This is a genomic window from Pseudohaliea sp., from assembly GCF_054552115.1.
On record NZ_JBTOLW010000006.1, the window covers coordinates 25236 to 50764 of the forward strand.

Annotated in this window: 19 protein-coding genes and 1 pseudogene; 7 read left to right on the forward strand and 13 right to left on the reverse strand. The window is 66.3% G+C overall.

The window, feature by feature from the left end; genetic code table 11:
• Positions 1-51 precede the first annotated feature (51 nt).
• From gltB to hemE, 3 genes are read left to right on the forward strand one after another with little or no spacing between them, the layout of a single operon-like run.
• Positions 52-4497, forward strand: coding sequence for a glutamate synthase large subunit (gene gltB, locus ACX93N_RS04685; protein ID WP_459427236.1), 4446 nt, complete (start codon positions 52-54; stop codon positions 4495-4497).
• 25 nt (positions 4498-4522) lie between these two features.
• Positions 4523-5944 carry an FAD-dependent oxidoreductase gene (locus tag ACX93N_RS04690; RefSeq protein ID WP_459427237.1) on the forward strand — a complete coding sequence of 474 codons (1422 nt, stop codon included), beginning with the start codon at positions 4523-4525 and terminating at the stop codon, positions 5942-5944.
• Positions 5945-5993: 49 nt separating this feature from the next.
• Positions 5994-7064, forward strand: a complete 1071-nt coding sequence (gene hemE / locus ACX93N_RS04695) for a uroporphyrinogen decarboxylase (RefSeq protein WP_459427238.1) — start codon at positions 5994-5996, stop codon at positions 7062-7064.
• Positions 7065-7101: 37 nt separating this feature from the next.
• On the opposite strand, the gene cysE is transcribed toward hemE, so the two are convergent.
• Together cysE and trmB are read right to left on the reverse strand one after the other, a co-directional pair.
• A complete protein-coding gene (cysE, locus tag ACX93N_RS04700; RefSeq protein WP_459427239.1) occupies positions 7102-7914 on the reverse strand; it encodes a serine O-acetyltransferase in 813 nt (270 codons plus the stop codon).
• Between the two features lie 49 nt (positions 7915-7963).
• The gene (gene trmB / locus ACX93N_RS04705; RefSeq protein ID WP_459427240.1) at positions 7964-8719 is read right to left on the reverse strand and encodes a tRNA (guanine(46)-N(7))-methyltransferase TrmB; all 756 of its coding nucleotides are present in this window, start codon (positions 8717-8719) and stop codon (positions 7964-7966) included.
• Positions 8720-8799: 80 nt separating this feature from the next.
• Between trmB and ACX93N_RS04710 the strand changes: the two genes are divergently transcribed.
• The gene (locus tag ACX93N_RS04710; protein ID WP_459427241.1) at positions 8800-9528 is read left to right on the forward strand and encodes an acyltransferase; all 729 of its coding nucleotides are present in this window, start codon (positions 8800-8802) and stop codon (positions 9526-9528) included.
• Between the two features lie 493 nt (positions 9529-10021).
• Here ACX93N_RS04710 and ACX93N_RS04715 read toward each other — a convergent pair whose 3' ends face one another.
• Genes ACX93N_RS04715 through ACX93N_RS04735 form a run of 5 tightly spaced genes read right to left on the reverse strand, consistent with a single transcriptional unit; the run spans position 10022 to position 14246 of the window.
• The gene (locus ACX93N_RS04715) at positions 10022-11002 is read right to left on the reverse strand and encodes a serine/threonine protein kinase (RefSeq protein WP_459427242.1); all 981 of its coding nucleotides are present in this window, start codon (positions 11000-11002) and stop codon (positions 10022-10024) included.
• Positions 10999-12081: a molybdenum ABC transporter ATP-binding protein gene (modC, locus tag ACX93N_RS04720; RefSeq protein ID WP_459427243.1), complete on the reverse strand. Its 1083-nt coding sequence runs from the start codon at positions 12079-12081 to the stop codon at positions 10999-11001. Before modC ends, ACX93N_RS04715 begins: the two co-directional genes overlap by 4 nt.
• Positions 12078-12764, reverse strand: coding sequence for a molybdate ABC transporter permease subunit (gene modB / locus ACX93N_RS04725; protein WP_459427244.1), 687 nt, complete (start codon positions 12762-12764; stop codon positions 12078-12080). The genes modC and modB overlap by 4 nt, the downstream gene beginning before the upstream one ends.
• Positions 12755-13486 (reverse strand): molybdate ABC transporter substrate-binding protein, encoded by a 732-nt coding sequence (modA, locus tag ACX93N_RS04730; RefSeq protein ID WP_459427245.1) that lies wholly within the window; start codon positions 13484-13486, stop codon positions 12755-12757. The genes modB and modA overlap by 10 nt, the downstream gene beginning before the upstream one ends.
• Before the next feature lie 7 nt (positions 13487-13493).
• Entirely contained in the window at positions 13494-14246 is a 753-nt protein-coding gene (locus ACX93N_RS04735; protein WP_459427246.1) for a ComF family protein, read from the reverse strand.
• A gap of 407 nt (positions 14247-14653) precedes the next feature.
• Between ACX93N_RS04735 and ACX93N_RS04740 the strand changes: the two genes are divergently transcribed.
• Both ACX93N_RS04740 and ACX93N_RS04745 read left to right on the forward strand, forming a co-directional pair.
• Positions 14654-16447, forward strand: a complete 1794-nt coding sequence (locus ACX93N_RS04740) for an acyl-CoA dehydrogenase C-terminal domain-containing protein (RefSeq protein ID WP_459427247.1) — start codon at positions 14654-14656, stop codon at positions 16445-16447.
• A gap of 129 nt (positions 16448-16576) precedes the next feature.
• The gene (locus ACX93N_RS04745) at positions 16577-16801 is read left to right on the forward strand and encodes a DUF3094 family protein (protein WP_459427248.1); all 225 of its coding nucleotides are present in this window, start codon (positions 16577-16579) and stop codon (positions 16799-16801) included.
• Positions 16802-16849: 48 nt separating this feature from the next.
• On the opposite strand, the gene ACX93N_RS04750 is transcribed toward ACX93N_RS04745, so the two are convergent.
• Both ACX93N_RS04750 and ACX93N_RS04755 read right to left on the reverse strand, forming a co-directional pair.
• Positions 16850-17452, reverse strand: a complete 603-nt coding sequence (locus ACX93N_RS04750) for a GNAT family N-acetyltransferase (protein WP_459427249.1) — start codon at positions 17450-17452, stop codon at positions 16850-16852.
• 692 nt (positions 17453-18144) lie between these two features.
• Entirely contained in the window at positions 18145-18372 is a 228-nt protein-coding gene (locus ACX93N_RS04755; protein ID WP_459427340.1) for a hypothetical protein, read from the reverse strand.
• Here ACX93N_RS04755 and ACX93N_RS04760 point away from each other — a divergent pair.
• Positions 18331-18654: pseudogene (locus tag ACX93N_RS04760) on the forward strand (integrase core domain-containing protein); the annotation flags it as partial. The gene ACX93N_RS04755 and the pseudogene ACX93N_RS04760 overlap by 42 nt on opposite strands.
• Positions 18655-18813: 159 nt before the next feature.
• Here the strand turns inward: ACX93N_RS04760 and ACX93N_RS04765 are convergent.
• The 4 genes from ACX93N_RS04765 to ACX93N_RS04780 all read right to left on the reverse strand — a co-directional run bounded on the left by ACX93N_RS04765 (position 18814) and on the right by ACX93N_RS04780 (position 25462).
• Positions 18814-20052, reverse strand: a complete 1239-nt coding sequence (locus tag ACX93N_RS04765) for an nSTAND1 domain-containing NTPase (protein ID WP_459427250.1) — start codon at positions 20050-20052, stop codon at positions 18814-18816.
• A 133-nt stretch (positions 20053-20185) separates the two neighbouring features.
• Positions 20186-21052: an Abi-alpha family protein gene (locus ACX93N_RS04770; protein WP_459427251.1), complete on the reverse strand. Its 867-nt coding sequence runs from the start codon at positions 21050-21052 to the stop codon at positions 20186-20188.
• Between the two features lie 398 nt (positions 21053-21450).
• Positions 21451-22167: a TSCPD domain-containing protein gene (locus ACX93N_RS04775; protein WP_459427252.1), complete on the reverse strand. Its 717-nt coding sequence runs from the start codon at positions 22165-22167 to the stop codon at positions 21451-21453.
• Positions 22168-22189: 22 nt separating this feature from the next.
• Positions 22190-25462, reverse strand: coding sequence for an LAGLIDADG family homing endonuclease (locus ACX93N_RS04780; protein ID WP_459427253.1), 3273 nt, complete (start codon positions 25460-25462; stop codon positions 22190-22192).
• Positions 25463-25529 lie beyond the last annotated feature (67 nt).

The window sequence follows — 25529 nt, forward strand, 5'->3', positions numbered from 1 at the left end:
GAGGCGAACGCCGCGGTAACCAGCTGATTTATCTTGATTTCTGGAAGTCTTATGAGAGCAGGCCTGTATCGACCTGAGGAGTTCCGTGACAACTGCGGTTTCGGGTTGATCGCGCACACGGCCGGTGATGCGAGCCATCGCCTGCTGCAGTCCGCCATCGAGTCGCTCACCTGCATGACCCATCGCGGCGGTATCGCCGCGGACGGCAAGACGGGGGACGGCTGCGGCCTGCTCATGCAGATGCCCCGGGAGTTCATGGCGGCCGTGGCGCGCGAGGACCTGGGCCTCGAGCTGCCGGCCAACTTTGCTGTCGGCATGGTCTTCCTCGCGGCCGACGAGGCGCGTGCCGACACCGCCCGTGCCGCCATGCAGGGTGCCCTGGAGGACCAGGGCCTCCCGGTGCTCGGCTGGCGGGCCGTGCCGACGGACCCGGGCGTCTGCGGCGAGATCGCGCTGGCGTCGCTGCCGCGCATCGAGCAGGTCTTCCTCGATGCGGGTGAGTTCACCGAGGCCGAACTCGCCACGAAACTCTTCGTCGCCCGCCGCAAGGCGGAGATCGCCAACGAGGGCGATCCCGACTTCTATATCTGCAGCCTGTCCGCCCGGGTGCTCAGCTACAAGGGCCTGGTCATGCCCGTGGACCTGCCGCGCTTCTACCCGGACCTCGGGGACGCGCGGCTGACGACCGCGATCTGCGTTTTTCACCAGCGCTTCTCCACCAACACGCTGCCGCGCTGGCCCCTGGCTCAGCCCTTCCGTCTCCTCGCCCACAACGGCGAGATCAACACCATCCAGGGCAACCGCAACTGGGCGGAGGCGCGCACCGCGCTGTTCGAGTCCGAGCGGCTGCCGAACATCCGCGAGATCGCGCCGATCGTGAACCGCACGGGCTCGGACTCCTCCAGCCTCGACAACATGCTCGACGTGCTGCTGACCGGCGGCGTCGACATGCCCCGGGCGCTGCGCATGCTGATTCCGCCGGCGTGGCAGAACATCGAGTCCATCGACCCGGACCTCAAGGCGTTCTACGAGTACCACTCCATGCACATGGAGCCCTGGGACGGGCCGGCGGGCATCGTGCTCACGGACGGCCGCTACGCGGTCTGCCTGCTCGACCGCAACGGCCTGCGCCCGGCGCGCTGGGTGCGCACCAAGGACGGCTTCATCACGCTGGCCTCGGAGGTCGGCACCCACGAGTACCGCAGCGAGGATGTCCTCGCCAAGGGCCGGGTGGGTCCGGGCCAGATCCTCATGGTCGACACGCACACCGGGGAGCTCCTGCAGAGCGAGGAGATCGACAACCGGCTGAAGGCCAGCAAGCCGTACAAGCGCTGGCTGAAGGAGAACGCCGAGCGCATCGTCGGCAGCTTCGACCCGGAGGTGACCCCGGGCATCGAACCCGACCGTATGAACGCCTACATGAAGATGTTCCAGGTGAGCTTCGAGGAGCGCGAGCAGGTGCTGCGCCCGCTTGCCGAGAGCGGCAACGAGGCGGTCGGCTCCATGGGCGACGACACGCCCATGGCGGTGCTTTCCGCCGGCCCGCGCTCGCTCTACGACTACTTCCGGCAGCAGTTCGCGCAGGTGACCAATCCGCCCATCGACCCGCTGCGCGAGGCCATCGTCATGTCCCTGGAGACGGACCTCGGTGGCGAGAAGAACATTTTCTCCCAGGGCCCCGAGCACGCGGACCGGGTCATCCTCACCTCGCCGGTGCTGTCCCAGGGCAAGTTCAACACGCTGATCAACTTAAAGCGCGAGGGCTTCTCGCCGCGGGACGTGGACTGCACCTACGACCCGAAAAAGACCACCCTGGGCGAGGCCATCGCCGCCATGGTGGACGAGTGCGCCCGCCTGGTGCGTGACGAGGGGGTGACCATCCTCGTGCTCTCGGACCGGGCGATCGCCCCGGAGCGGCTGCCGATCCACAGCCTCCTGGCCACCGGCGCCGTGCATCACCACCTCATCGCCAAGGGCCTGCGCTGCGACGCCAACATCGTCGTCGAGACCGCCAGCGCCCGGGATTCGCACCAGGTGGCTTGCCTGCTCGGCTTCGGGGCCACCGCCGTCTATCCCTACCTCGCCTACAGCGTGCTCGAGGACCTGATGCGCTGCGGTGAGCTGCTGGGCGACCCGGGCGTCTGCTTCAAGAACTACCGCAAGGGCATCAACAAGGGCCTGCTGAAGATCATGTCCAAGATGGGCATCTCGGCGGTGAGCTCCTACCGCGGTGCCCAGCTCTTCGAGGCCATCGGCCTCGCCGACGCGGTGGTGGACCGCTGCTTCTGCGGCGTCACCTCGCGTATCGCCGGCGCCGGTTTTGCCGAGCTGGAGGCGGACCAGCGCCGCCTGGCCCTCGATGCCTGGCGCGAGCGCAAGGCGATCCAGCAGGGCGGCCTGCTCAAGTACGTGCACGGCCAGGAGTACCACGCCTTCAACCCGGACGTGGTCACGACGCTGCAGCAGGCGGTGGCAGGCGGCGATTATGCCGTGTACCAGCGCTACGCCACGCTGGTGAACGAGCGCCCGGTGGCGACGATCCGCGATCTCCTCGAGCCGGTGTGCGCCGACCGGGCGCTGTCCCTCGACGCGATCGAGCCGCTGGAGAACATCCTCAAGCGCTTCGACTCCGCCGGCATGTCCCTCGGGGCGCTGAGCCCCGAGGCGCATGAGGCCCTTGCCGCGGCCATGAACCGGATCGGCGCGCGCTCCAACTCCGGCGAGGGCGGCGAGGACCCGGCCCGCTTCGGCACCGGGCGCGTGTCCAAGATCAAGCAGATCGCCTCCGGCCGTTTCGGGGTCACGCCGCACTACCTGGTCAACGCCGAGGTGCTGCAGATCAAGATCGCCCAGGGTGCCAAGCCGGGCGAGGGCGGGCAGCTGCCGGGCGGCAAGGTCAACGGGCTCATCGCCCGGCTGCGCTACTCCGTACCCGGGGTGACGCTGATCTCGCCCCCGCCGCACCACGACATTTACTCGATCGAGGACCTGGCGCAACTCATCTTCGACCTCAAGCAGGTCAACCCGGAGGCGCTGGTCTCCGTGAAGCTGGTGTCCGAGCCCGGCGTCGGCACGGTGGCCGCCGGCGTGGCCAAGGCCTATGCGGACCTCATCACCATCTCCGGCTATGACGGCGGCACCGCGGCGAGCCCGCTCACCTCCATCCGCTATGCCGGCTCGCCCTGGGAACTGGGCCTTGCCGAGGTGCAGCAGACGCTGCGTGGCAACCGCCTGCGCGGCAACATCCGCCTGCAGGCGGACGGCGGTATGAAGACCGGCCTCGACGTGATCAAGGCGGCCATCCTCGGCGCCGAGAGCTTCGGCTTCGGCACCGCGCCCATGGTCGCCCTGGGCTGCAAGTACCTGCGCATCTGCCACCTGAACAACTGCGCCACGGGGGTCGCCACGCAGAATGAGCGCCTGCGCGACGACCACTTCAACGGTACCGTTGACATGGTGGTGAACTTTTTCACCTTTATCGCCACGGAGGTGCGCGAGTGGCTGGCCCGCCTCGGCGTCGGCTCCCTCGAGGAGCTCATCGGCCGCACGGATCTCCTGCGCGTGCTCCCGGGAAGCACCGACAAGCACAAGCGCCTCGACCTGTCGCCGATCCTGCACAAGGACGAGGACAGTGCGGGTCAGCCCCAGTTCTGCCAGGTGCCCGCTAACGTACCCTTCGATCGCGGCGAGAAGGCGGAAGCGATGGTCGCCGCCACCCTGCCCGCCATCGAGGCTATGGCCGGCGGCGAGTTCGACTTCGCGGTGACCAACTGCGACCGCTCCATCGGCGCGCGCCTTTCCGGCGAGATTGCCCGCCGCCACGGCAACACGGGCATGGAGGCGGCACCGATCACCCTGCGCCTCACCGGCACCGCCGGGCAGAGTTTCGGCGTCTGGAATGCCGGCGGCCTGCACATGTACCTCGAAGGCGACTGCAACGACTACGTGGGCAAGGGCATGGCCGGTGGCAAGCTGGTGGTCTATCCGCCGGCGGGCTCCGAGTTCCGCTCCCGCGAGGCCGCGATCGTCGGCAATACCTGCCTTTACGGGGCGACCGGCGGCAGGCTCTTCGCGGCAGGGCTGGCGGGCGAGCGTTTCGGCGTGCGCAATTCCGGCGCCCATGCCGTGGTCGAGGGCGCCGGCGACCACTGCTGCGAGTACATGACCGGCGGCTGTATCACCGTGCTCGGCGACACCGGGGTCAACTTTGGCGCCGGCATGACCGGCGGTTTCGCCTACGTGCTGGACTTAGAGCGCCGCTTCATCGACAAGTACAATAGCGAGCTGGTAGAGATCCACCGGGTAAGTTCCGAGTACATGGAAGCCCACCGCACCCACCTGCGCGCCATCATCGCCGAGTTCGTCGAGGAGACGGGGTCGGCCTGGGGCGCAGAAGTGTTCGACAATTTCGAGGATTTCGTCGGCAAGTTCTGGCTGGTCAAGCCGAAGGCGGCGGACCTCGACCAACTGCTCACGCGCCTGCGCGAGACCGACTGAGACCGCGCCGGCAGGAGGACATCCCATGAGTGGACGCGTCAGCAACAACTTCCAGTTCATCGATGTCGGTCGTCACGACCCGGACAAGCGCTCCCTGTCGACCCGCAAGACCGAGTACGTCGAGATTTACGACCCGTACACCAAGGCGCAGGTCGAGGAGCAGGCGGACCGCTGCCTGGAGTGCGGCAACCCGTACTGCGAGTGGAAGTGCCCGGTGCATAACTTCATCCCCAACTGGTTGAGGCTGGTGGCCGAGGGCAACCTGTTCGAGGCCGCCGAGCTGTCGCACCAGACCAACACGCTGCCGGAAGTCTGCGGCCGGGTCTGCCCCCAGGACCGGCTCTGCGAGGGCGCCTGCACTCTGAACGACGGCTTCGGCGCCGTGACCATCGGCTCCAGCGAGAAATACATCACGGACACGGCGCTGGCCATGGGCTGGCGGCCGGACCTGTCGAACGTGGTGCCCACGGGCAAGCGCGTGGCGATCATCGGCGCGGGGCCCGCGGGCCTCGGCTGCGCGGACGTGGTCACCCGCGCCGGCGTGAAGGCCGTGGTCTACGACCGCTACCCGGAGATCGGCGGCCTGCTGACCTTCGGCATTCCCGAGTTCAAGCTCGAGAAGCAGGTGATGATGCGCCGCCGGGAGATCTTCGAGGAAATGGGCATCGACTTCCACCTGAACACGGAGGTGGGCAGGGACGTGGAGATCGACGATCTGCTCGCCGACTTCGACGCGGTCTTCCTTGGCATGGGCACCTACAAGGCCATGCAGGGCGGCTTTCCCGGGGAGGACCTGCCGGGCGTCTACAAGGCGCTGTCCTACCTCATCGGCAACGTCAACAACAACCTGGGCTTCGACCAGGCCGACGGCGAGTACGTGAACCTGCGCGGCAAGCGCGTGGTGGTGCTCGGCGGCGGCGATACGGCCATGGACTGCGTGCGTACCGCCGTGCGCCAGGGCGCTGCCGACGTCACCTGCGCCTACCGCCGGGATGAAGAGAACATGCCCGGCTCCCGTCGCGAGGTAAAGAACGCCCGCGACGAGGGCGTGACTTTCCTCTTCAACCGCCAGCCGCTCGAGGTTGTCGAGTACTTCGGCGAAGCGGGCGGCGTGAAGCTGGTGAAGACGGAGCTGGGCGAGCCGGACGCGGGCGGACGGCGCCGGCCGCAGCCGATCCCGGGCAGCGAGCACGTGCTAGAGGCCGACGCGGTGATCATCGCCTTCGGCTTCCAGCCGAGCCCCGCCGACTGGTTTTCCACCGCCGGCGTCGACACTAACGATTGGCAGGGCGTGGTCGCGCCCGAGCACCAGCAATACAAGTTCCAGACCACCAACCCGAAGGTGTTCGCCGGCGGCGACATGGTCCGCGGCTCGGACCTCGTGGTCACGGCGATCTGGGAGGGCCGCCAGGCGGCCGAGGGCATCCTCGACTACCTCGAGGTGTGAGCAGCGCCGGCCCGCCGGCCATCGCACAACGCAAGGACAACCACGACCCATGAGTGAACTCAAGAACGACCGTTTCCTGCGCGCGCTGATGCGCCAGCCCGTGGACCGCACCCCCCTGTGGATGATGCGCCAGGCGGGCCGCTATCTCCCCGAGTACCGCGCCACCCGCGAGCAGGCCGGCTCCTTCATGGACCTCTGCCGGAACGCGGAGCTCGCCTGCGAGGTCACGATGCAGCCGCTGCGCCGCTACCCCATGGACGCAGCTATTCTCTTCTCGGATATCCTCACGGTACCGGACGCCTTGGGCCTCGGCCTCTACTTCGAGACCGGTGAGGGGCCGCGCTTCAGGAAGACCGTGCGCAGCGAGGCGGACATCGAGGGCCTCCTGCCCATCAAGGCCGAGGATGATCTCGGCTACGTGATGGAGGCGGTGCGCACGATCCGCCGTGAACTGAACGGCAGCGTGCCGCTCATCGGCTTCTCCGGCAGCCCCTGGACCCTCGCCACCTACATGGTCGAGGGTGGCTCCTCGAAGGACTTCGCGCGGGTGAAGGGCATGGCCTACGACCAGCCGGAGCTCATGCACCAGCTGCTCACGATCCTCGCCGATGCGGTCGCCGACTACCTCACGGCGCAGATCGATGCGGGCGCGCAGGCGGTGCAAATCTTCGATACCTGGGGGGGCGCGCTCTCCGCCGCGGGCTACAAGGAGTTCTCGCTGAAGTACATGCAGCGCATCGTCGCGCGCCTGCCGAAAGAGGCCGACGGCCGCAAGGTTCCCTGCATCCTCTTTACCAAGGGGGGCGGCCAGTGGCTGCCGGCCATTGCCGAGAGCGGGGCCGACGCGGTCGGCATCGACTGGACCACGGACATCGCCACGGCCCGGGCGGCGGTCGGCGACAAGGTCGCGCTCCAGGGCAACATGGACCCGGCCATGCTCTTTGCCTCCCCGGCGCGGATCCGCGAAGAGGTGGCGTCAATTCTCGAGGGCTTCGGCCACGGCAGCGGCCACGTGTTCAACCTCGGCCACGGCATCACGCCCGGTGTGAACCCGGACCACGTGACCGCCTTCGCGGACGCCGTCGTGGAACTCTCGCCGCAGTACCACAAGAACGACTGAGCCCGGCGGGCGCCGGCCGGCGCCCTCGCTTCCCCGTTCAGCCCTCGCTGCAGGGCCAGCCGTGGTCCATCTCGAGGGCCGGCTGGTCCGAGCCCGGCCGGCCCACCACTTTCGCCGGTACGCCGGCTACGGTGGTGTGCGGCGCCACCGGTTGCAGCACCACGCTGCCGGCGCCGATCTTGGCGCCCTCGCCGACGGTGATGTTGCCGAGGATCTTGGCCCCGGCGCTGATGAGCACACCGTCGCCGATCTTCGGGTGCCGGTCTCCTTCCTCTTTGCCGGTGCCGCCGAGGGTGACAGACTGCAGGATCGACACGTTGTTGCCGACGACGGCCGTCTCGCCGATGACCAGCCCCGTGGCATGGTCCAGCATGATGCCGCGGCCGAGCCGGGCCGCCGGGTGGATGTCCACGCCGAACTTCGAACTCATCCGGTTCTGGATCAGCAGTGCCAGCGAGCGCCGGCCCTGCTGCCAGAGCCAGTGCGACACGCGGTGGGCTTCGAGGGCGTGGAAGCCCTTGTAATAGAGAAAGGGGATGTACAGCTCGCAGCAGGCCGAGTCCCGGTCCACCACCGCGCACAGGTCCGCGCGCACGGCGTCGAGGATCGCCGGCTCACCGCGGAAGGCCTCGAGCATCACGTCCCGCAGCAGCAGGGACGACAGCGCCGGGCTGTCGAGCTGGTTGGCGAGGTGGAAGCTGAGCGCGCTCTCGATGGAGCGGTGGTTCAGGATCGTCGCGTGCAGGTAGCTCGCCAGCATGGGCTCTTCGGCCGCGTGCGACGCCGTTTCGTCGAGGATCTGCTGCCACACGGGGTCGAGCCGCTGGCGTTCCTCCGCTGTCTTGGCCATGGCTATTCCTCCGGGTCGGCGTGAGAGGGTAGCGCATTCACCCGGCGAGTCACAGCGCCGGCCCGGGAGCCGACAGCCGCGCCCGGCAGCGCCAGAGCGCGTGGCCGCTGGCACGGTACTTGGCCTCGAAGCGGGTCAGCGGCTCGCCCGCGGGTACCGCGCTGACCGCCGAGCGAACCCCGGCCAGGTGCAGGGCGATGCCGAACTCCTCGACATAAAGGCGCCAGTTGCTGCGCAGCTCCAGTGCCCCGCCGAGCGCGAGCAGCAGCGGAAAGGCCGGGTGGCCGTGCACGCGCCGCTTCAGCTGCGCGGCCTTCGGCCAGGGGTTGGGGTAGAGCAGGTAATGCGCCGCGAGCCGCACGCCTTCCCCCGCCAGCACCTGCCACACCGCCTCGCAGTCAGCGCGCAGCAGCAGGTAACCGTCGCCCGCCTGCCCGTGCCTTGCCAGCCGCGCCGCGGACTTGTCGATGCCCACCACGAGGCAGTCCGGGTGCTGCTCCGCCAGTGCCCGGGTGCTCGCGCCGGTGCCGCAGAAGCTGTCGAGGACGAGGGGCCGAGAGTCCGCCGCGCGCCGCTCGGCAAGCGCCGCGAGCGCCGGCCCGTTATGCGCCGCCACCGGCTTGCGCCAGGGCTTGCCGAGGTGCCGCTCGATGAGCGCCCCCAGCCCCGGGTGCGGCCCCGCCTGGTTGCTCTCTACCTGCCTGGAGTTGCCCGCCATCGCCTCGCTGCCGCCCTGACCGTTGCCCCGCGTCTGCCCTGCCCTGGCTACCGCGTCATTGCCGCTGCCCTGCGGCCCTGCGATCATAATCGCTGGTACCCTCGGTCCCAAACCGGGGCTCCAAACCAAGGCCCCAAACCAAGGCCCCAAACCAAGGCCCCCAAGCGATGCACGAGGACCTGCGCCCCTACTGGCTGAAGAAGCTCTACCTGCGCTACCGCGACTGGTACACGGACTATTTCCTGCGCCCGCGCTGCGCGCACCTCGGCCCGCACGCCAGTCTCATGAAGCCCTGGTACGTGCATATCTCGGGCAACCATATCCACATCGGCCGCAGCTTCACCGCCATCGGCGAACCGGGCGCCCGGGTGGAGATCGGCGTCTGGGGCCGCGAGCAGGGCCGCGGGCGCATCGAGATCGGCGACTGCGTGCTCATGAGCCCCGGCAGCCGGCTCTCGGCCTCGGACGAGATCACGATCGGCGACGGCACGATGCTCGCCAACGGCGCCTACGTGACCGACTCGGATTGGCACATGCTCTATGACCGTACGGCCCGCGCCGAGGCGGTCACTCCGGTGCATATCGGGCGCAACTGCTGGCTCGGTGACCACGCCACGGTCCTCAAGGGCGTGACCATCGGCGACAACAGCGTGGTCGCCGCCCGCGCGGTGGTCACGAAGGATATCCCTCCCAACGTGGTCGTGGCCGGTAACCCCGCCCGGGTGGTCCGCGAGCTCGACCCGGAGCGCCCGATGACCACCCGCCTCGACTATTTCGCCGACCCGGAGGGCATGGAACGCTTCTTCGACGCGGTGGACCGGGAGGTGCTTTCCGGGAACTCGTTCTGGCGGTGGCTGTTGTCGGTGGTTTATCCACGGTCCGTGGTCAAGCGCTAGTTGGCGCCGGGGGTACTTCGTAGTCGGCGTCGGGGTGCTTCGTAGCTCGGCGTCGGGGCCTGGGATTGACTGTCCCGGGACCGCAAAAGCGCCATCCATGGCAGCTCGACGAAGGCCATCCATGGCCTTCGACGTCCCGGGACAGTCAATCCCAGCCCCCGCCGCCTGACGTTGCTGCCAGCCCCAACGTCTGAGGTAGCTGCAAGGCTTCAACGCACTGGCTCAGTCGGCGCTAATCGTGTGGCTACACGGCAGGTGGTGGAGGGAGGGGAATACCCCGCCGGGATGTCGGGGGTCATGGATGGCCCCCACCAAGCTGCCATGGATGGCGCTTTTGCGGTCCCGGCAGGGTATGCCCCTCCCTCCAGCGCCGGGCTAAAAGGCACCATCCCGCCAAGTTGCCATGGATGGCGCTTTTGCGATCCCGGCAGGGTATATCCCACCCTTCAGCGCCGAGCTACAAAGCTCCCCGCACGAAGCCAAGCCGCAAAATTCACAGCAACCGCAACGGCTCCTCATCCATCGCAGCCAGCTGCTCGCGCAGCTCGAGTACGTGGTCGGCCCAGTAGCGGTCTGTGTTGAACCAGGGGAAGCTGTGGGGGAAGGCGGGGTCGTCCCAGCGGCGGGCGAGCCAGGCGGCGTAGCGGATGAGGCGGAGCGTGCGCAGGGTCTCGATCCAGCGCAGCTGCCGGGGGTCGAAATCCATGAACTCCTCGTAGCCGGCGATCAGCTCCGATAAAAACGCCTCGCGCTGCAGCCGCTCGCCGGAGAGGAACATCCACAGGTCCTGGATCGCCGGGCCCGTCATGCAGTCGTCGAGATCCACGAAGTGGGCATTGTCGTCGCGCCAGAGAATATTGCCGCCGTGGCAGTCGCCGTGCAGGCGCTGGCAGTCGGCGGGGGTGATCTCGGCCCAGAGCGGGGCGACGCGGGCGGCGAGGTCGGCGGTGAGGCTCTCGTAGGCGGGCCTGAGGTCACGGGGGATGAAGTACTCGAGGAGGAAGGCGCGGTTGTCGTCGAGCATGGCCTTCGGGTCCATGGCCGGGCGGTGCTTGAAGGGCTTTGCGGCGCCCACGCGGTGGATGCGGCCGAGGGTGCGGCCGAGGACGAGGAGGGCATCCGGGTCGTCCAGCTCCGGGGGGTAGCCGCCGCGGCGCGGGAAGAGGGCGACGCGGAACCCCGCGTGCTCGAAGAGCGTGCGGCCGTCGGCGCCGGCCAGGGGCGCGATGACCGGGATTTCCGCCTCCGCGAGCTCCGCGGCGAAAGCGTGCTCCTCGAGAATCTGTTCGTCCGTCCAGCGGCCCGGCCGGTAGAACTTGGCGATGAGCGGTTCGCCGTCCTCGATGCCGACCTGGTAGACGCGGTTCTCGTAGCTGTTGAGGGCGAGGAGCCGGGCGTCACTCAGGTAGCCGGCGGCCTCCACGGCGTCGATGACCGTGTCCGGGCCGAGCTGGTCGTAGGGGTGGTTGCTCACAGGCTGTCTCCGGCAAGGGCCGTGCTCTTGATCTGGGCATAGAGGGCGTCGCCGGGGGCGAGGGCCAGCGCGTCGGCGGATTTTCGGGTAATGCGGGCGAGGAGCCGCTGGCCGTCGATGGCGAGCTGCAGCAGGCAGTGGCTCTCGCCGGCGGGGCGCAGGGCCTCCAGGGTCACGGGCAGCAGGTTGAGGATGCTCGTGTCCGCCGGCCGCGAGCGGCAGACCGACACGTCCCGCGCCGGGATGCGCAGCCGCCGGCGTTCACCGGGGCTGGCGCGCTCGGCGGTGACCCAGAGCGGCTCGCCGGCGAGGGTGAGCCGGGTGAGCCCGTAGGCCGCCTCCGTGCCGGCTACCGTCACCTCGACGATGGCGGCGGCGTCGGGCTCGTCGGCCAGCGGCGAATCCAGGCGCCCGGCGAGATCGAGGAGCGGGCCGCGGGCGGCAAGCGCGCCGCCGTCGAGGACCAGCAGTTCGTCGGCGATGCCGGTGATCTCCTCGATGCTGTGGCTGACGTAGAGCAGCGGGATCGCCAGCTCGGCGAGGGCGGCCTGCAGGGCCGCTAGGCACTCGCGCCGGGCCCCGCCGTCGAGGTTGGCGAGGGGCTCGTCGAGGAGCAGAAGCCGCGGGTTGGCGAGCAGGGCGCGGGCGATGGCGACGCGCTGCTTCTGCCCGGCGGAGAGCGTGTCCGGCCGGCGCGGCAGCAGGGCCTCGATGCCGAGCGCCGCGCTGACGGCGGCCGCTTCCGGCCCCCCGGGTGCGGCCCGGCGGCGGGCAAACTCGAGGTTGCCGGCGACGCTGAGCTGGGGAAACAGGCGCGCATCCTGGAACACCACCGCGGCCCGCCGGCGGTGCGCTGGCAGGCAGTGGCGGCCTTCCTGCCAGGGCTCGCCGGCGAAGGCGATGCGCGAGCCCGCATCGCCCCGGCGCAGGCCCGCGATGCAGTGCAGCAGCGTCGACTTGCCGGCCCCGGAGGGGCCGTACACGGCGGTGACGCCCCGCGCCGGCAGCTCGGCGGCGCAGGCCAGGCGGAAGCCGCTGTCGGGCGCCGTCCAGGCGAGGTCGAAGCGCAGCCCGCTCACCGGCCCAGCCGCCAGGGGCGCAGGCCGCCGCCCCGGTAGAGGAGGTAAAGAAGCAGCAGCGAGCAGACCACGAGCCCGCCGGCGAGGCGATGCGCGCTCGCCAGCTGCAGCGACTCCACCTGGTCGAAGAGGGCGATGGAGACCACGCGCGTCTCCCCCGGGATGTTGCCGCCGATCATCAGCACCACGCCGAACTCGCCGACGGTGTGGGCGAAACCCAGGGCGCCGGCGGTGAGGAAGCTGCGCCGGGTGAGCGGCAGCACCACGCTGGCGAAGCGGTCCCGGGGCCCGGCGCCGAGGGTGGCGGCGGCCTCGAGCAGCTCACCGGGCAGGCGCTGGAAGGCCTGCTGCAGGGGCTGCACCACGAAAGGCAGGGAATAGATGACCGAGCCGATCACCAGCGCCGGGAAGCTGAACGCCAGCTGCTCGCCCGTGAGCCACTGCCAGCCCCGGCCCAGGGGGGTATCCGGCGCGAACAGCAGCAGCAGGTAGAAGCCGAGTACCGTCGGCGGCAGCACCAGCGGCAGGGCGACGATCGCCTCGATGGCGGCGGCCGCTTCCCCCCGCCGCCGCGCCAGCCACCAGGCCAGCGGTGTGCCGAGGAGCAGAAGCAGCACGGCGGTTACCGAGGCCAGGGCCAGGGTGAGGCGGATGGCTGTCCACTCGTCGCCGGTCAGGGACACGGGTCGTAGCCATCGCGCTCAAGCAGCGGCCGGGCGGCCGGCCCCGCGAGCCAGGCGAGAAACGCATCGGCCTCGGTCTCCCGGCCGCCGGCAACGACGATGGCCTGCTGCTCGATGGGCGCGTGCCAGTCCGCCGGAATCAGCTCGAGTCGGTCGGCGTCGCCGACCAGGGAGCGGGCGACCAGGGCGAGGTCCGCGCCGCCGGTGGCGTGGAACTGCCAGGCCTGCTGCACGCTGGCACCGCGCAACAGCCGGCGCTCGACACCCGCTAAGGGGGGGCGGGCGAGCACTGCCTCCGCGGCCGCGCCGTAGGGTGCCACGGCGGCGTTGGCGATGGCGACGCGCTGCCCCGGCGTCTTCAGCGCTGCGAGAGGGCCGCCGAGGAGCACCAGCCGGCCGCGGGCGTAGCAGCGGCGGCTTGCGGCAATAGCGATGCCTTCTTCCGCCAGGCGCCGCGGCCGCTCGGCGTCGGCGGCGAGAAACAGGTCGAAGGGGGCGCCGTGGCGCAGCTGGTTGTAGAGCATGCCCGTGGCCGCGCTGCTGAGCACCACGGCCGTGCCCGTCTCGCGCTCGAAGGCAGCGCCCGCCCGCTCGGCGGTCGCGCGGAAATTGGCCGCCACCGCCACGCGCAGCGGCTCGGCCAGGACGGACTCCGCCACGGCGGGCAGCGCCAGGAGGCAGAGGGCGAGCAGCAGGGCGGACAGTCGCTTACGGCGGGGCATGGCGCTCTCATCGCTGGGTCGTGGCCGGCGCACGGGCGATACACCAGAGGTCTACCCGCCGGGCCCCGGCGGCCTTCAGGGCGCGGGCCGCGGCGTCGGCGGTGGCGCCGGTGGTGCAGACGTCGTCGACCACGGCGAGATGGAGGTTGTCACAGGGCCCCCGGGTAGTAAAGGCACCGGCCACGTTGGCGCGGCGCTCGCGCTGGCCCAGCGCCGCCTGGTTGCCCGTGGGCCGGTGGCGGCGCAGCAGGCGGCGGTCGATGGGGACGCCGTCGAGGCGCGGGTCCCCGCGGACGATGGCCGTGGCGAGCCGCTCGCCCTGGTTGAAGCCCCGCCACCACAGGCGGCGCCAGTGCAGCGGTACGGGCACCACCCGGTCGGGCCGCTCCGGGGCCGGCGCATGGCGCCGCCACAGGTCCGCGAACAGGGCCGTCAGCGCCACCTCCCGCCGGTACTTCCAGCGGCTCACGAGTTCCGCGAGCGTGGCATCGTAGCTGAGCGGTGCGAGCACCCGGTCGACGGCGAGGCCGCTGCGGCAGGCCGGGCAGGGCGGCCCGCCGGCCGGCGTATCCGGCAGGGCGCAGCGCGCGCAGCCGTTGCGATTGAAGGTAAGTGAGCCTTCACATTCATCGCACAGCGCCAGCGGCCGGCGGCTCAGCCGGTCGCAGACGGCGCAGTGGTGCGGGAACAGGCCGTCGACCAGCGCGCCGGCGGCGCGCCGGGTGCCGCGCCACACCGTTGCCGCCGCCTTTCCAGCCATGACCGCAGTGTGCCCGCCACGGGGCACCGATGCGCGCATGCCGTTGCATCACTTGTGAGCGGAAAGTGGTCGAAAACATCCTTTCGTTCCGGCGCCAGGACGGCCGCCACGCGTACTTCCGGCCGGAAGGTCTTCCAGGGCGGTAGGGGCGGGTGCTGGAGGATGCCCCCACAAAGCGTGTATCGGGGAGCGACTGGGGGCATCCTCCAGCAGCCGGCCCGGGAACCAAGGATGAAATCGCAACAAAAAAAGCGTCGCCGTGGCCTTCCGCTACGCGAGATATCGACTATAATTCTGCCCCATGTAAACGGTGAACACATACACTGCCGAATATCGGCCGGAGGAGACCCACCGCCTCGGCCCGCTACCCCGCGGCATCGCCGCGGTTCTGTTGGAGGAAATACACCATGCCAGACTACAAGGCTCCCCTGCGCGACATTCGCTTCGTCATCGACGAGGTGCTGGATTCCGGGGCCGTCTACCAGACCCTGCCCGGCTACGAAGAGGCCACGCCGGACCTCATGGCCGCCATCATCGAGGAAGGCGCCAAGTTTGCCGAGGGCGTGCTGTCGCCCCTCAACCAGAGCGGCGATGAAGAGGGCTGCACCTGGTCCGAGGACGGGGTGAAGACGCCGGCCGGTTTCCCCGAGGCTTACAAGCAGTTCGTCGAGAACGGCTGGCCCTCGCTTTCCGCCGACCCGGAGTTCGGCGGCCAGGGCATGCCGAACATGCTCGGCATCGTCATCAACGAGATGGTCGGCACCGCCAACTGGTCCTGGCTCATGTACCCGGGCCTGTCCCACGGCTGCATCAAGACCCTCGAGGCCCACGGCAGCGACGAGCAGAAGGCGCGCTACCTGCCGAAGCTCGTTGCCGGCGAGTGGACCGGCACCATGTGCCTCACCGAGGCCCAGTGCGGCTCGGACCTGGGCCTCCTGCGCACCAAGGCAGAACCGCAGGCCGACGGCAGCTATGCCATCACCGGCACCAAGATCTTCATCTCTGCGGGTGAACACGACATGGCCGACAACATCGTCCACATCGTGCTCGCCCGCCTGCCAGACGCACCCGAGGGTACCAAGGGCATCTCCCTGTTCGTGGTGCCCAAGTTCAACGTGAACGAGGACGGCAGCGTCGGCGAGCGCAACGCCGTGCACTGTGCTTCCATCGAGAAGAAGATGGGCATCAAGGCCTCGGCCACCTGCGTGATGAACTTCGACGGCGCGAAAGGCTACCTCATCGGCGAGCCGAACCGCGGCCTCAACCTCATGTTCACCTTCATGAACACCGCCCGCATCGGCACGGCGATCCAGGGCCTGGCCCACGCCGAGCTCTCCTACCAGGGCGCCCTGGCCTACGCCCGCGAGCGCCTGGCCATGCGCAGCCTATCCGGGCCGAAGAACCCGGACGGCCCGGCGGACCCGATCATCGTCCACCCGGACGTGCGCCGTATGCTGCTGACCCAGAAGGCCATCGCCGAGGGCAGCCGCGCCATGCTCTACTACCTCGCCCAGCTCGGCGACGTGGTCGACCGCGGCGACGAAGAGCGAGCGAAGCAGGCCGACGACCTGATGGCCCTGCTCACGCCGATCGCCAAGGCTTTCGTGACCGAGGCCGGCTTCGAGGCGGCCAATCACGGCGTGCAGATCTTCGGTGGTCACGGTTTCATCCGCGAGTGGGGCATGGAGCAGATCGTGCGCGACGCGCGCATCGCCATGCTCTACGAGGGCACCACCGGCATCCAGGCGCTCGACCTGCTCGGCCGCAAGGTGCTCGGCTCCGGCGGCAAGCTGCTCACGGCCTTCACGGACCAGGTGGGTGACTTCATCGCGGCGTACGACGACGAGGCCCTGGTGGAATTCATGGACCCGCTGGGCCGTTACAAGGACGAGTGGCTCACGCTCTCCCTCGCCGTGGGCGAGAAGGCCATGGCCAACGCCGATGAGGCGGGTGCCGCGGCGGTGGACTACCTGATGTACGCCGGCTACGTGACCCTCGGCTACTTCTGGGCGCGCATGGCCGTCGTGGCACAGGCGAAGCTCGCCGCCGGTGACGGCGACAAGGACTTCTACGAGGCCAAGCTGCACACCGCGCGCTTCTACTTCCAGCGCCTGCTGCCCCGCGCCGACGCGCACCGGGCGGCGCTGGAATCCGGCGCGGAAAACCTCATGGCCATGCCCGAGGCACTGTTCGCCATCTAGGCTGCCGCGCACTCCCGGGTGCGCCCCGGGGGTGCCAGCTCACCGCACGCCCCCGGGAAGCCCCCGGGGATAGCGCCGAAAGCTCACCCCGCGTGAGCGGGCGATGGCTCGCGGCGCTACAATAGGCCCATGGAAAACAGCAAGCACGAACAGGGGCACGATCCGGTGGATGACAACAGCCCGCGCCTGAAGCCGGAAGACCAGGCCAAGGTCGACGAATTCCTGCAAAAGGGCGTGAACTCCGTCGAGCGCAAGCCCTTCAAGCCGATCCGCCTCGTCATCCTCCTGCTGGTGGTGGTGACCACGCTCAGCGTGCTCAGCCAGCTACTGGCGAAGTGGGCAGGGGTGTACTGACCATCCTGGATGACGTTCCCGCGGGAACGTCTCCGGCTTGCCGCTGCTTTATCCGTCCGCGCGCGGCGCTGCAAGCCGCGCCGTGAGGCGCTCCTTCACGTCCGGCCATTCCTCCCGGGTCATGCTGTACATCACCGTGTCGCGAATGGTGCCGTCCCGGCGCAGCGCGTGGCCGCGCAGCACGCCGTCCTTCTTCGCGCCGAGGCGCTCGATCGCCCGCTGGCTGGCGAGATTCAGGTTGTCCGTGCGCCAGCCCACCAGGTTGCATCCCAGCGACTCGAAGGCATGGGCCAGGAGCAGCAGCTTGCAGGCCGTGTTCACGTGCGTGCGCTGCGCCCGCCGGGCATACCAGGTGTAGCCGATCTCCACCCGTTTCACCGCCGGGATGATGTCGTGGTAGCTGGTGGAGCCGAGCACATCGCCGCTTGCGTCCTCGATCACCGCAAAGGCGAAGCGATGCCCTTCCTCCCGGCCGGCCAGGGCCCGGGCGATGTAGTCGCGTGTTTCCCCGGGGGCCGGCACGGAGGTGACCCGCAGCTGCCACAGCTCACCGTCCGCCGCGGCTGCGCGCAGGCCGTCTTCGTGCTCGAGCGTGAGCGGCTCGAGGGTGACGCCGTGGGCGCGAAGAATTACCGGTTTGACGAATGCCATGAGAGTTTGTACCCCGCGCCGAGCGCACAGTAATGTTCAGTGGTGTGGCCCCGAGCCAGGGGAAGATCATCACCGGCCTCGCTGCCCAGTGGGGGCGTGGTATCTCATGCGTCATCCGAGTCCGTCTCAGGGCTATCCGTAGTAACCTTGTAAAGCCCCCCTGAGATGCTTGTGCCGCGACGCCTGTGCTTCTTCTGACTCTTTGTCATCGTTTGAGGTGGCCCGAATTCAAGAATGATGCCGCCACTGCGTTGTGATTTTGTTATGTGCAACAGATGATCTGTATTCGCGATCGTGTGTTGTAGCTCTTTGATCCGATAGCTGCCTGCAGCACGGAGTGCATCGAGCTCGACAATTGTCAGGTTATTGGTCTGGTATTTGCCACAGGTTGGGCAATGAACAAGAATCCTGGCGCCGCTCCACTCGGGAGGAACCACCGTGGCCGCATTACCGCAGAGAGGGCAGGTGTTCATAAATTGGCAGCCGTCCCGGCACGAAGCCTTACAGTAGCCCAGGGGCGTCGACATCGGCCATGCTTGCTGCGCTGTCAGCTGACCACGAACGTGCCCACAGGCCTAAGTGTGGATCAGGAACAGGCCGCGTCAATTCTATCTTCGAGAGAGATGCCTCGAAACTCCGCATCGACGGGCCTCGGTGGTCCGAACGCCTTCGCTCCGCCGTCATCAGGGAAGTTAGATCGTCGTGTTCGGGCACCAGAGGCGTCGCCAGCGCTCGGCCTTCTCGTTCCCGTCGAGCTGTTGCGGCGACACCACCGTGGCCGCCGGCAGCGCCGATTTATCGAGCTCTGCCTCGGCGAGCAGGCGCTTCAGGCGGGCGTTCTCCCGCTCCAGCTCGCGAAGGCGTTTCGCTTCTGAGGCGTGCCCAGACGGATGTTCTGCGACAATGGCAGCGAGTTTCAATCCCGTCTTGTTGACTTGTGGGCGTACACGCAAAAGGGCCAGATCGAGTTCTCAAGGCCAGGAAAGCCGACGGACAATGCGCATATCGAATCATTCAATGGTAGCCTGCGGGACGAATGCCTGAACGTGCATTGGTTCGTATCGCTGTCGGATGCGAAGGAGAAGCTGGAAGCTTGGCGGACCGATTACAACGAGACCCGACCTCACAAGGCTCTCGATAATCGAACGCCCAGTGAATACGCGGCCTTAATGGCTGACGAAGGACGGAAAGTCTCGGCCTGAGTGGCTCGGCATTGGGGTTACCTCCAATAGATGGAAATCCCACATCCTGCATGGCTCGAATTACAGGGGTACGGTCAATGTTCAGCGGCATTTGAGGCGATGGGTGCGTTAGCGTCAGCAAACTTGCACAGCGGGTCAAATGTCCGCTGCAACACATTGTTAGACGACGAATCGCCTTGGCGTAGCATTCACGTAGGCTTTGAATAAAGCGTCTTTGAACTCGTGGTAGCGATTCCCTCGGTCAATCAGTTCACCACCGTACTTAGCTTGCCTCAAATGCCCCAGATACACCGCAGGTTGATCGATACTCTTGCAAAGAGCATATGCTTCTGTGTTGTGAATCTTGTCTCGGGCAATTCCCGCAAATGCCCTGAGCACGCTTTCGCGCTGTGGAGAACTCGCTACTGCCTTGCGATAGCGCTCCTCCAGCATTGCTTCGTGTCCCTCCGTGGCGATGGCTGAAAGCGCGTTGTCGAGTTGCTCTGGCCCCACGGACTTCAATTGGAGCCGAAACGCCTCCAAGAGGGAATACTTTCCAAACAAATGCACAAGGTAGGGTTGACCACGACAAAGATCTGCTATGCGATGTTTGATGGCTTCGTCAAACAGAAGCTCCCTGTTAAGGGACTCTTCCGCCTTGGTCAATATCTCTACTACTTCGTCCGATGGCATGGGCGGGAGAAGAACGGCTCCTTCTGTCATTTGTCGCTGCAGGGACTGGTGCTCAACGATAAGCCCCTTCAAATCATCGGCGACCCCGACAAGCATCACTTTCAGCTTTACACCGGCGAGGGCTTTGAGTAATGAGGCCAGCCCTGACCGATCCTTCATTCGATCAAACTCGTCGATGACTAATAGGACCCCGTCAGAAGCTACATTTTGAGTGTCCTTGACGACTTCGGTGAATGATTCCACCCAACCCCGTTTCTTCGGTGAGGTTTCGGTAGTTTCCTGATGCTGGGATGTCGCTCCTATTCCGCTTGGTGCAACTGAAAGATTCCTGGCATCCTGAACTATTCGCTTTGTAACGTCTTCCTGCACCCAGGGTGCAAATCCGTCCGTTGACGTAAGTGAACGTTGAAGAAGACGTTCCAAGTCGGTAACTGTGTCATCACACGTTATTCGCAGAGTGAGAAAGTCGAACTTTTCATCCTTGTAGTCCTCTAGAGCCAGGGCCTTCAAGATTCCAAGCTTTCCCTCGGCGACGTCTGCAACTTGCCGAGCGAAGCTACTCTTTCCGATTCCGCGTTGGCCGTAAACGCACAAATGAGCACCGTCACTGAGCAAAGCTTCGAGCGCCCGAACAAACTCCGTGCGCCGGCCTGCGAAACGTTTAGGATCTGATATTTCTTGGGCAGGCTGAAAAACGTTTATAACTTCTCGACGGCTTATGCTCACCACGTCTCCTTATTCTTTCGTCGAATGCTCAGCATACGCTGCGGAAAGCCAACTCGGCGCCTAACGCCAGCCGTAACCGGCGCATTTGTAGTGAGCGCAGCGAACGAAAAATGCGTCCGAGTTTACGGCCTTGTTATGTTTTTTCGTACGTAAACGGATCAATGCCTTTTTCCTTGTTCCAATACTGCAATGTAACAATGAATGCTTCTAGAGGATAAACACTATATCCCAAGCATCTCATGAAGAAATCAAGGCCTTTCATGCTTGGAAAGAAGTACACTCCATCTTTATTGTTATTCAAGAACTTCACATCATGAATAAGCCCCAAAACCTTTAATGATTCTATTTGAGGACGAAACCTTGAGATAGCGATTGAGTGATCGTCTTCAGTTTCCAAGAGTTGCTCATGACTCCTGTTCGCAATAGGAACAATCTCGCTTAAATCTCCGGGATACATCTTCAGCATTTCTGCATTGCTGAAAATCACTTTATTCTCTGGATAGAACGCGTCATCTTCGTGTGCGCCGATGGGAGGTTTAACGCTACAGCACCTAGGATCGAAATATATTTCATTGATAAGGTGCGCTTGAAATGGGGTAAGGCGCTTTAATATATCTATGTAGATGAGGGAATCATCAGCCGCAGCTGTTGTGCCAGATGCTATAGCCAGCAAACCTGCCCACATTGACTGAATGCATTCATCTTCACACCATGATGCTTGCTCAATTACCTCTTTTACAAGTATTGGATTAGCCTGCCCGGAAGCTTCAATTTTTTGATGTTTAATTTTCTTCTGTGTTTTTTCGGCAATCTTAGTAAGATTTTCTTGCCTGAATGCTGCCACTTTGTCCTTCAGGAATAGCCCAAATTCTTCTGCTGCAGGCATACAAATGGCACCAAAGAAAGCGCCAAGCCCATCAACGGTCTTAACAGTGGCGCTTTCTACGGCTTTGGATAATGGCTTGATGCCCACGATATCTAAGCTATTGTCATCCGGCACTTAAGAACTCCGTTTATTGTTTTTTAAACATAACAGCGTCTTAACCGGACCATGCCGCCTAACACCTTTCCGCCTATCTCGGGGCTATTGCTGCTGATCACAGTTAAAATATCCTGATATTTCATAGCCTTACAGGCGTTTTCTCCAAATCACCCCTTTGTAAACGACGCCGTGCCGGTATAACAGCCCCTGATACGAGGAAGTGATGTTTTGAAAAAGCCTTGTAAATTAGACCAGTACAAAAAGAGACGGTCTGCGCCGGTGAAAAACGGGCTGACGGTACCTGGCGTTGGGCTGAGAGAAGAGGGCTGTCGGTAAGGTTCGGGGAGAGTAAACAGGCCGGCCTTGCACCGGCCCCTGCGGGGCGCGTCGGCCCCGCAGTCAGCTGGCCGGGTGGCCTACCCGCACTTCGAATCCGCACAGTTCAGGCAGGTCATGCAGCCGTCCATGAGGACGACGGCCTTGGTGTGGCACTTCATGCACAGGCTGGCGCTGGGCGGGAAGGGGTTGTCCTCCGCCTCAGCGCCCTCGGTCTTTTTTGCATCGCTGGCCCCGCCGCTCAGCTCCATGCGCTTCTGCTCCAGGTACTCCTGCTGGTGCTGGTCGAGGTCCGAGTTGATGAGGCCGATGTGCTTCATGTGGTCCTCGATGGCGTAGCCGATCTCGGCCACGATCGAGGGCATGAACACACCGCCTTTCTTGAAGTAGCCGCCGCGCGGGTCGAACACGGCCTTCAGCTCTTCCACCAGGAAGGTGGCGTCGCCGCCCTTCCTGAAGATCGCGGAGATGAGCCGGGTCAGGGCCACCACCCACTGGAAGTGCTCCATGTTCTTCGAGTTGATGAACACCTCGAAGGGGCGCCGGCTCTCGTGCTCCGTGCCTTCGTTCAGGATCACGTCGTTGATGGTGATGTACATGGCGTGCTCGGAGAGCGGCGTCTTCACCTTGTAGGTGGAGCCCACCAGCCGCTCCGGGCGCACGAAGGCCTCGTGCATCTGCACGACATTGCTTTCCGGTTGCTGCACCTCGGCCGCCGCGGCCTCCTGCGCAGCCTGCTCGGCCTCGGGCTCGCGGACCTTGTAGCCGACAATTTTCTTTTCGATCTTCGTGGTCATTGTCTCGTCGCCCTCCCGGCGCTCAGAACTTGCCGTAGTAGCCTTCTTTCAAGGCGTCGAACAGGTTGGCGGCGGTGTGGATCTCGCCGTCGTATTCCACTTCCTCGTTGCCCTTCAGCTCCACGGTCGTGCCGTCGTCCAGCTTGAACTCGTAGGTGGTGTTCTCCAGGTCCTTGTCCTTCACCAGCACGCCCTGGAAAGCCTCCGGGTTGAAGCGGAAGGTGGTGCAGCCCTTCAGCCCCTTCTCGTAGGCGTAGAGGTAGATGTCCTTGAAGTCCTCGAAGGGGTAGTCCGTGGGCACGTTCGCCGTCTTCGAGATGGACGAGTCCACCCACTTCTGCGCCGCAGCCTGGATGTCCACGTGCTGCTTCGGCGTCACGTCGTCGGCGACGGTGAAGTAGCCCGGCAGCTGCTCGTCCTCGTTCTCCGAGTACGGCATGGCCTTCGCATTGATCAACTGGCGGTAGGCCAGCAGCTCGAAGGAGAACACGTCCACCTTCTCTTTCGTCTTGCGCCCCTCGCGGATCACGTTGCGCGCGTAGTGGTGCGCGAAGCTCGGCTCGATGCCGTTGCTGGCGTTATTGGCCAGCGACAGGGAGATGGTCCCCGTGGGCGCGATGGAGCTGTGGTGCGTGAAGCGCGCGCCTTTCTCGGCGAGCTTGTCCACCAGCTGCGGCGCCGCCTCGGCCACGCGCTGCATGTAGCGGCTGTAGCGCGCGTGGAGTATCCGGCCGGGGAGCTTGTCGCCGACCTTGATGCCGTCGCGGGCCATCTCCGGCCGTGCGTCCATCATCGCCGGGGTGACCTCGAACTCGTCGTCCATGATCGGCGCCGGGCCCTTCTCCTCGGCCAGCTCCACGGCCTGTTCCCAGCCGGCGAGGGCCATTTCCTTCGCGACGCGCTCGGTGAATTCCACCGAATCGTCGTCGCCATAGCGCATGCCGAGCATGGTCAGCGTGGAGCCGAGGCCCAGAAAGCCCATGCCGTGGCGGCGCTTGTACTCGATTTCGTGGCGCTGCTCGTCCAGCGGGAGGCCGTTGATCTCGACCACGTTGTCGAGCATGCGCGTGAATACGGCCACCACCTCGCGGTAGCGGTCCCAGTCGAAGCGGGCCTTCTCCGTGAACGGGTCCAGCACCAGCTTGGTCAGGTTCACGGAGCCGAGGAGGCAGGAGCCGTAGGGCGGCAACGGCTGCTCGCCGCAGTTGTGGGCGTGCAGGCCGTTGGCGTCGAAGGTGTTGATACCCGGCACCTGTACGTCGTAGACGTCTTCCACGCCGTCGGACGCCACGGTGGCCACCGTCGCGACGAACCGCTCGCGGTTCTGGCGGCGGCGGTAGCCTGCAAGGGCGTCGTCGAGGCGCCCCTGCTTGGCCGTATCCGCAAAGCCGACCTGCTTGCTAAAGACGGCGAGATTGTCGCCGCTGATCACCAGCTCGTGCTGGGCGCGGGTGGCGTAGGCGGCCGTGCCGCCCCGGCCGTCGGGCAGCTCCGCCTTGCCGGCGGGGCGGCGGTCGCGGTAGAGCGTGCTGTTGATGCCGAGGCGCAGGAGCATACGCTGCGCCGCCTCGAGGGTGGCGAGGTCGGATTGTGCCAGGCGCACGCTGACGCCCTTGGCCTGGCTGCCCTGCACGGAGCCATCGGCGTCGAAGAGGCCGCGCAGCAGGCCGCGGTGGAAGTCGCTGGAACTGCGCTCGGCCTGCGCGGTGATGGCCTTGCGGCCGGGCGCCATGCCCAGGTCCGCGGCTAGCTGGCGCAGGGCGCCGGTTGCCAGCCGGTACTCGTCGCGGCCGGCGACCTTCTGCCAGCCTGAGAAATCGGCGCGGTGGGGCAGGGTGCGGGCGGCGGCCAGCGCCGCGGCCATCACGCCCTCGGCGCCATCCTGCCGGGCGCCTTCGTTGACGGCCAGGGGCTGAGTCCAGACCGACAGGACGGCCTTATCGGCCTTAAGGGTGCCGTCGCCGATGAGCAGGCCGGTGAGGTAGCCCTCTTCAAAGCTGTGCTGGCCGGCCCAGCTCGCAGCGCCCCGGTGGTCGTTGAGGATGACCTGGTCCCCGGGTTGCAGGTCGCCGGCAGCGCACCACTCGGACTCGCGGCGCCAGCGCGTGAGGGTGCTGACCCGGCGCACCCGGTGGTCCGCGGTCAGGCGCAGGCTGTGGCCCTCGCGCGTTTGCAGGCGCACTACGGCTTTCGTCGCCGTGCGGAAGAAGCCTTCGCCGCCGCTGGCATGGTCGACACCGTCGACGCGGGCCAGGAAGGGCTGGCCGACCAGGTCGGCCACCTGGCGCGGGCCCGCCCCGGTCTGCACCCAGGTGTCGGCCGTGACGCAGGGGTTGGTGGCGCGGATGCTCTCCGTCCACCAGTTGTTGTTCATCTCGTTGACCTTGTCGATCAGGATGAAGCCCGGCTCGGCGAAGTCGTAGGTGGAGGACATGATGAGGTCCCAGAGGCGCCGCGCCGGCAGCGTCTTGTAGACCCGGCAGGCCACCTCGCCGTGCTCGTTGCAGAGGTAGTCCTTCAAGACCGGGAAGGGCCGCCAGACGACCTGCTTCGGATCGTTCAGGTCCAGGCCTGAATCGGTCGCCTCCTTCTCCGTCATGGGGAAGGACAGGGGCCACGGCTCGTCGGCCTTCACGGCGTGAATGAACTCGCTGGTGATCAGCAGGCTCAGGTTGAACTGGCGCAGGCGGCCGTCCTCGCGCTTGGCGCGGATGAAGTCGAGCACGTCCGGGTGGTTGATGTCGAAGGTCGCCATCTGCGCGCCGCGGCGGCCGCCGGCGGAGGAGACGGTGAAGCACATCTTGTCGTAGATATCCATGAAGGACAGCGGGCCCGAGGTGTAGGCGCCGGCGCCGCTCACGTAGGCACCCTTCGGCCGCAGCGTGGAGAACTCGTAGCCGATGCCGCAGCCCGCCTTCAGGGTCATGCCGGCCTCGTGATTCTTGTTGAGGATGTCGTCCATGGAGTCGACGATGGAGCCGGAGACGGTGCAATTGATCGTCGAGGTGGCCGGCTTGTAGGCCTGGGCGCCGGCGTTGGAGATGATCCGGCCGGCCGGCAGGGCGCCGTTCTGCAGGGCCCAGACGAAGCGCTGGAACCACTGCTTCTGCTTCTCTTCCGTGGGCTCCGCCTCGGCCAGGGCCCGGGCGACCCGCTTGTAGGTGTCGAGGATGTCCGCGTCCACCGGGTTGCCGGCGCGGTCCTTGAGCCGGTACTTCTTGTCCCAGATATCCTCCGACGCCGGCTGGACGTCGATGTCAGGACCTGCCGTAAACGCCTGTACTGCTTCTCCCATGATTATTCTGCCCCCGCTGTGCTCGGTACCTCGTGGAAGCAACAGTCTGCGCCAGGGGCCGGGGATG